This is a genomic window from Rhizobium sp. RHZ02, assembly GCF_014851575.1.
GTDB classification, from domain to species: Bacteria; Pseudomonadota; Alphaproteobacteria; order Rhizobiales; family Rhizobiaceae; genus Rhizobium; species Rhizobium altiplani.
Genome location: NZ_JACUZX010000018.1, coordinates 105,703 through 112,783, shown reverse-complemented (window position 1 = coordinate 112,783; position 7,081 = coordinate 105,703). Strand labels below are relative to the sequence as shown.

The 7,081-nt window shown below is 62.6% G+C and carries 5 protein-coding genes and 1 pseudogene; 5 read left to right on the top strand and 1 reads right to left on the bottom strand.

The annotated features are described in order from the left end of the window. Positions 1 to 113: pseudogene (locus IB244_RS22255) on the top strand (IS110 family transposase); the annotation flags it as partial. 137 nt (positions 114 to 250) lie between these two features. On the opposite strand, the gene IB244_RS22250 reads toward IB244_RS22255, so the two are convergent. After that, positions 251 to 1,339 carry a citrate synthase/methylcitrate synthase gene (locus IB244_RS22250; protein WP_169683830.1) on the bottom strand — a complete coding sequence of 363 codons (1,089 nt, stop codon included), beginning with the start codon at positions 1,337 to 1,339 and terminating at the stop codon, positions 251 to 253. Positions 1,340 to 1,426: 87 nt separating this feature from the next. On the opposite strand from IB244_RS22250, the gene IB244_RS22245 reads away from it, so the two are divergent. The 4 genes from IB244_RS22245 to IB244_RS22230 all read left to right on the top strand — a co-directional run bounded on the left by IB244_RS22245 (position 1,427) and on the right by IB244_RS22230 (position 7,057). Continuing rightward, positions 1,427 to 2,572, top strand: a complete 1,146-nt coding sequence (locus IB244_RS22245; RefSeq protein ID WP_169683831.1) for a citrate synthase — start codon at positions 1,427 to 1,429, stop codon at positions 2,570 to 2,572. Positions 2,573 to 2,680: 108 nt separating this feature from the next. Further along, positions 2,681 to 3,220, top strand: coding sequence for a FecR family protein (locus IB244_RS22240; protein ID WP_192305566.1), 540 nt, complete (start codon positions 2,681 to 2,683; stop codon positions 3,218 to 3,220). A gap of 5 nt (positions 3,221 to 3,225) precedes the next feature. Beyond that, positions 3,226 to 5,085 carry a CHASE2 domain-containing protein gene (locus IB244_RS22235; RefSeq protein WP_192241898.1) on the top strand — a complete coding sequence of 620 codons (1,860 nt, stop codon included), beginning with the start codon at positions 3,226 to 3,228 and terminating at the stop codon, positions 5,083 to 5,085. Between the two features lie 97 nt (positions 5,086 to 5,182). After that, positions 5,183 to 7,057: a DEAD/DEAH box helicase gene (locus tag IB244_RS22230; protein WP_192241899.1), complete on the top strand. Its 1,875-nt coding sequence runs from the start codon at positions 5,183 to 5,185 to the stop codon at positions 7,055 to 7,057. Positions 7,058 to 7,081 lie beyond the last annotated feature (24 nt).

Sequence of the window (7,081 nt, the reverse complement as noted above, 5' to 3'; positions counted from 1 at the left end):
TGAAAGCGAAAGGAAAGCCCGGAAAGGTCGCTCTCGTCGCGGTCATGCGAAGGATGATCATAATCCTCAATGCCAAAATGAGAGACTATCGAGCAACGGTGATTGACGCCTAACACCGTTGCTTTTTAATTGCCGAGAGACACTTAGCAATTTGCGGCCTATCTCAGCGGTTAGAGGCTTCCCCGCACCGAGACCCACTATAAACGATATGCCGGCGGCTGGGACCGCCGGTTCTTCTTATTGTCGATGCTCACGCCGCCTGCGGCACCGGCCCGACATAGATCGACCGAGGACGGATCAATCTGCCTTCCAGCGCCTGCTCGCGCGCATGCGCGATCCACCCCACGGTCCGGCCGATCGCGAATACGCCGGTGAATGATTCGCGCGGAAAGCCCAGCGCATCGAGCAATAAGGCGGTGTAGAACTCGACGTTGACGTCCAGCGGCCGGTCTGGCTTGCGCTCCCTCAGGACAGCAAGCGCCGCACGTTCGACGGCTTCCGAGAGCTCCACGCGCTGGCGATCGACCTGCCCAGCCAAGACGAGCGGTCGCAGCGCCTTCTTCAATGCATCGGCGCGCGGATCACGCACCCGGTAAATGCGGTGACCGAAGCCCATCAGGCGTTCGCCGCGATCCAATGCTCCACCGAGCCACCCGCGTGCATTCTCGCTGGCTCCGATCTCATCGAACATATCGAGCACAGGCCCCGGCGCGCCGCCATGCAAAGGTCCTTTAAGCGCACTTATCGCCGCGAGCACTGATGAAGTGAGGCCGGCCCGCGTCGAGGCGATGACGCGCGAAGCGAAGGTCGAGGCGTTCAAGCCATGGTCGGAAATGGTCACAAGATAGGCGTCGAGAGCAGCCTTCTGCTCCGCACTCGGCATCCTGCCTGTGAGCATGCGCAGGATGTCGGCTGCCTGGGGTAGCGAAGCGTCCGGGGCCACGGGTTCGTTGCCGGCCTGCAGACGGAGTATCGCCGGCAGGAAAACTGCGGGCGCTGCCAGCAATCGAAGCGCCGCTTCGAAGTCCTCGCCATCTGGCAGGCGAGCGATGAGAGCGCGCATCGCGTCCACTGGCGGCAAGGCCAGCAGGTCCGATTGGAGGGCCGCCACATGGGCAAATATGCGCACCCGCATTTCACCCAACCAATCGCCGAGTTCTGCAGGACCAAAATGCCGTTCCGTCAGGCCGTCGAGCAACAGCGCGGCAACACTTTCATAGGTTGCTGTCGATACGAGATGATCGAGCGACACGCCACGGATGATCAGGCGGCCCGCTTCGCCGTCGACATCGGAGAGCTGCGTTTCCGCTGCGATAACATCTTCCAAACCGTTTTTCATGGTGTTTTCTCCTTTACGTGCAACAGGATCAAGCTTAGATTGATTGACGTCAATCTTGATGCAAATGATCAATGTAAAGAGGACAAAATGCTTTGGCTGACAGCCGAGCAGGCGCTCGAGAAACTCGGAACCAAGCCACAAACGCTGTACGCCAATGTGAGTCGCGGCCGTATCCGGGCCAAAGCAGATGCCAGCGATCCACGGCGAAGTCTTTACAATGCGGTCGACGTCATGCGGCTTGCCGCACGTCACGCTGGCCGACGAAAGACCGAGACAGTTGCGGCAGACGCCATCCAATGGGGCGATCCCGTGTTGCCATCTGCCATTTCCACCATTCTGGATGGCCGACTCTACTATCGCGGCCGTGATGTGGCGACATGGGCGGAACATGCGACGCTCGAGGAGACCGCGGCACTTCTGTGGAAGTCCGGACCGATTACAGCCGCAGCAAGCGAGTCTTCTGAAACTGCACCGTCGTTAGAGCGGGCATTTGTTTTGCTCGCACAGCGCGTGACCCGCGACTTACCGACTCTCGGCAGAGCGCCAATCGTACTGCAAGCCGAAGCAGAAAGTATTCTTTCGATCGTGGCCAGTGTCCTTGCTCCAGATGCGGCAGCTTCACCATTGCATCTGCGCCTCGCCACCAGCTGGTCCAGGCCAGAAGCCGCCGATTGCATCAGGCGCGCGCTTGTGCTCCTTGCCGATCACGAGCTCAACGCGTCGACCTTTGCCTCGCGAGTGGCTGCTTCTTCAGGCGCAACGCTATCGGCCGCGGTCCTGTCGGGCCTATCGACTTTGAGCGGACCGCTCCACGGTGGCGCCTGGCATGGCGTCGCCTCGTTGATCGCAGAGGTCGACGCGCTCGATGCCAGTCAAGCAATACGGCAGGCGTTGACACAGGGAAGACCGCTGCCGGCGTTCGGCCATCCTCTGTATCCGGATGGAGACATCAGGGCAAAGGCGCTGATGGCTCAGTTCGACTTGCCGCCGAGCTACGCCGAACTGGCGACCGCGGGACAAGAGATCGTCGGGGAAGGCGTCAACATCGATTTCGCGCTGACAGCCATGAGCGCCGCCTTCGATCTTCCCGATGATGCGCCCCTCGTGATTTTCGCGCTCGCGCGAACCGTCGGGTGGCTCGCTCATGCCATGGAGCAGATCGAGAGCGGCCACCTTATTCGCCCGAGGGCGCGCTATACTGGACCGGCAATCGAAAGACCGCTTAAGACATAGACAATGTCGGATAGGCGTTGACGTTTTGACATGCGTGCTGCAGCTATCAGCGTATGATGCCGTCGCACGCCCGGGCTGTCCGGCCATGCATTCAGGTAGGGGACGAATATGCTTGTGAACTCCAGAATGCTCCTGGCGCTGGCCGCGTGGGCAAGCGCTGCCTGTCTATTCAACTCAGATCCGGCACTTGCGCAAGCGAACGGATGCACGATGGCGCGCGTGGCGGGAACGGCGCGACAGATCATGCGGTGCGCGGATGGCGTGACGATCACCGCCGAGGCGGGGGCTCGCTTCAACGTCGTCGACCGCAATCACGACGGGCGACCGGACACGGTCTCGTTGCGCAACAAGGCCGTGCTCGTCGATGTCGACCGGGCGCGGCACCCGGACGGATTCGAGGTCGTCACACCACAGGCAATTGCCGCCGTCCGCGGCACACGTTGGGTTGTCGATGTCAAGAACGGCACGACCTCTGTCTTAGTCGTACGCGGACGCGTAGCGGTCGGCCGTCCTTCGGCAGGAGCAGCAGCACGCGTCGTGCTGAATGAAGGCGAGGGTGTTGATGTCGCGCCGGGCAGCGCACCGCTCACCGTCCGCCGCTGGCCGCCGGCCCGTAGCGCGGCCCTGCTCGCCCGCCTCGGCCAATAACGCCGATGCAGGGCAGACGGCTCCTGGTCACGATTGCTCTGCTGCTATCCGCGCTCTGGGGCGGCCTCCTCGGCTATATGCATCTTTCGGGAAGCATGAGTTTCCTCGACCGCCTCGAAGCTTCCCTTACTGACGTGCGAAGCACGGTGATCGGCGCAAAGGAGCCTCCGCCGGTTACCAGTATTGTTGCGATTGACGACCAGACTGCCGTCGACAACGGCTATCCTCTCAATCGGGCAACGCTTGCCCGCGTGGTTGCCGCCGTCGGCGCCTTCAAGCCAAAGGTCATCGCACTTGATCTTTTGCTGGTTGATCCCGGACCAGAAGAGGGAGATGCGGCGCTTGCCGTGGCGCTCCATCAGAGCCCCAGCGTGATCGCCGCCGCAGGCGTCTTCCCGAAAGACACACAGGCGGTCGATCACGACGCCAATGATCCGCTGGCAGCGATACCGGCAGCCAGCCAGATGCTGTTGCCTCTAAGTCGCTTTTCCGACGTTGCTGCTATTGGCGTCGTCAACGTCGCCACCGACGAGTCAGGCACACCGCGTTTCATTCCGCTGATCTCGCGTGGCGGCGCACGAGTCGATGCCTCATTTCCGTTGCGGGTGGCGTCACTGGCACTGGGTATCAATCCGGCATTCTCGCCTGGCGGGCTTGCGCTCGGCGATCGGCATCTGCCGACCGACAACGGGCAGCGCCTGCCGATCACCTTCTATGGTCCACGCGGCACCATTCCGACATTCAGCGCGGCGGATGTGCTGGCCGGCAACCTCCCCGCCAAGGCAATAGAGGACAAGATCGTCGTGATCGGCTCCACGGTGACGGGCGGTGGCGACGTCTTCCCAACCCCATTCGATCCGGTATTGCCGGGCGTCGAGGTGATGGCGACGGCAGCGACGCATCTGATTGCTGGCGACGGCATCATCAGGGACCGCAATGTGCGCCTGCTCGATTCGCTGATCGCGGTGGGTCTGCCGGTGCTGTTGATCAGCCTGCTTGCGTGGCGACGCAGCGCCATCGGCTACGCTATCATTGCGTCGGCGGCGCTTGCATGGGCCGCCCTGAACGTTGTCGCCTTCGCGCACGGCTATTGGTTCAGTGCGGCATTGCCAATCGCAGCGGCGCTGCCGCCCGTGCTGCTTTTCGGCGCCGCCGAGATCTGGATGGATCGTCGCCAGGCCGCACACTTTGCGGCGCAAAGCGACCTCCTGCAGCGCATCGAGGCCCCGGGCCTGGGAGAGTGGCTCGCCCGCGATCCCAACTTTCTCGCAAAGCCGGTCCGGCAAGACGCCGCAGTCGTCTTCATCGACCTCTCCGGCTTCACCGGCTTGAGCGAAGCAATCGGCGCGACGAATGTCCGCGAAGTTCTCAGCGACTTTTTTGAACTGGTCGACGAAGAGGCGCGCTCGCACGGCGGCGCGGTCACCAGCTTCATGGGCGATGGAGCGATGATTCTTTTCGGCTTGCCGCAACCGGCCGATGACGATGCCGCGCGAGCCGCCGCGTGCGCCGTTCGCCTGTGCGGGCGAATGCGTCCCTGGCTTGCAATACATCCCGCGCTGAGCGGCCGAAAGACTGGTTTCAAGGTTGGAGCTCATTGCGGTCCGGTCGTTGCCTCGCGCCTAGGAACCGGCAGCCGCCAGCAGATTACCGCAACCGGTGACACCGTGAATGTCGCCAGCCGCCTGATGGAGGTCGCGGCAGAGTGTGGTGTCGAACTGGCGTTGAGCGCCGCACTGATGAAGGCGGCAGGCGCCGATAGCGCGCCGCTTCGCGCCGGCCAGCTCGAGGGCCCTGCAAAAGCACGCATTCGTGGCAGAAGCGAAGGCATCGACGTGTGGCTATGGCAGGGACATCCGCTTTGACATTTGCCGCCTGACCAAGTAGGAACGGCCAACTTCTCCACCGGCAATTGCCGGCCAGGGCGCAACATGCGCGTGAGACTTCCGAAAGATAGACAACATGACAGATTTTAACGGCGTCGTTCCGGCGATCGCCAAGGCGTTGGTGAAGCGCGGTTACACCGAGCTGACGCCGGTTCAAAAGTCCATGCTCGACCCGGCGCTCGCCGCGTCGGACGCCCTCGTTTCGGCCCAGACCGGCTCCGGCAAGACCGTAGCCTTCGGCCTCGCGCTGGCGCCGACGCTGCTCCAGGACGCGGAACGCTTTGGCCCTGCAGCCGAACCGCTGGCTCTTGTGATCGCACCGACGCGCGAACTCGCGCTGCAGGTCAAGCGCGAACTCGAATGGCTTTATGAAGCGACGGGCGCGCTGATTGTCAGCTGCGTCGGCGGCATGGACATCCGCAGCGAGCGCCGTGCGCTGGAGCGTGGCTCCCATATCGTTGTCGGCACTCCCGGTCGCCTCTGCGATCATATCAGGCGCAATGCGCTCGACATTTCCGGCCTCAAGGCTGTTGTACTTGATGAAGCCGATGAAATGCTCGATCTCGGCTTCCGCGAAGATCTGGAGTTCATTCTGGATTCCTCCCCCGATGACCGTCGCACGCTGATGTTCTCGGCGACGGTTCCGGCAGCCATCGCGAAACTCGCGAAGAGCTATCAGAAGAACGCTGTCCGGATCGCAACGGCCACCGAGGAAAAGCAGCACGGCGACATCGAATACCGGGCTCTTGTCGTGTCGCCGAGCGACCGCGAGAACGCGATCATCAATGTCCTGCGCTACTACGAAGCGACCAACGCCATCGTATTCTGTTCGACGCGCGCGGCGGTGAACCATCTGACGGCCCGCTTTCACAATCGCAACTTCAACGTCGTCGCCTTGTCGGGCGAGCTGACGCAGAACGAGCGCAGCCATGCGCTGCAGGCAATGCGGGATGGACGCGCCCGGGTCTGCATCGCAACGGATGTCGCCGCCCGCGGTATCGACCTGCCGGGTCTTGACCTTGTTATTCATGCCGACCTGCCGACCAATCCCGAAACCCTGCTTCATCGCAGCGGCCGCACCGGTCGCGCCGGCCGCAAGGGCGTCAGCGCGCTGATCGTGCCGCTGAACCTCCGCCGCAAGGCAGAGCGTCTTCTCGACAACGCCGGCATCTCGGCCGCCTGGGCTCGTCCACCGTCAGCAGAGGAGGTCACAGCACGTGACGAAGTCCGTCTGCTTGCCGACCCCATCTTTGATGAAGCCTCGAGCGAGGAAGCCCAGGACCTGGTCAAGCGGCTTCTCGATACGCATGGCGCCGAAAAGCTCGCTGCTGCCTTCGTCAACCTCTATCGTTCGAACCAGTCCGCGCCGGAGGATCTGATCGAGGTCTCGGTCCAGGACAGCCGTGGCGGCAAGCGCCGCGAGCATGCCGAGAGTTTACGGGAGCCTTATCAGAAAGGTCCGCGCGACGACTTCGGCGCGAGCGTCTGGTTTTCGATTTCGGTCGGTCGCAAGCAGAATGCAGAGCCGCGATGGTTGATCCCGATGCTTTGTCGGAACGGCAATCTGACCAAGCGCGAGATCGGCGCGATCAAGATGCAGCCCGAGGAAACCTACGTCGAGATTTCCGCGGCCAGCGCCGACAGCTTCCTGCAGTCGATCGGTCCAAACAAGACGATGGAGCGCGGCATCCGCGTGACGCCGCTGAACGGCACGCCTGATTTCAGCAAACCTGCCGCCGCAAAACCCTATGCCGGCAAGAAGGCCTTTGGCGAGCGTCGTGAATTCACGGATGAGCGCCCCAAAGGCAATTTCCGCAAGGAAGCCCGCGGCGAGGGCGGGAGCGACGAGCGACGCGACTCGAAGCCTTGGGGCAAGAAGCCGGGCAAGCCGAAGTTCGAGGGCAAGGGCGGCAGCGGCCCTAAGCCCAAGTTCTCGAAAAAGAAGGCATAATGATCCCACCGGCGGCGCAGCCTT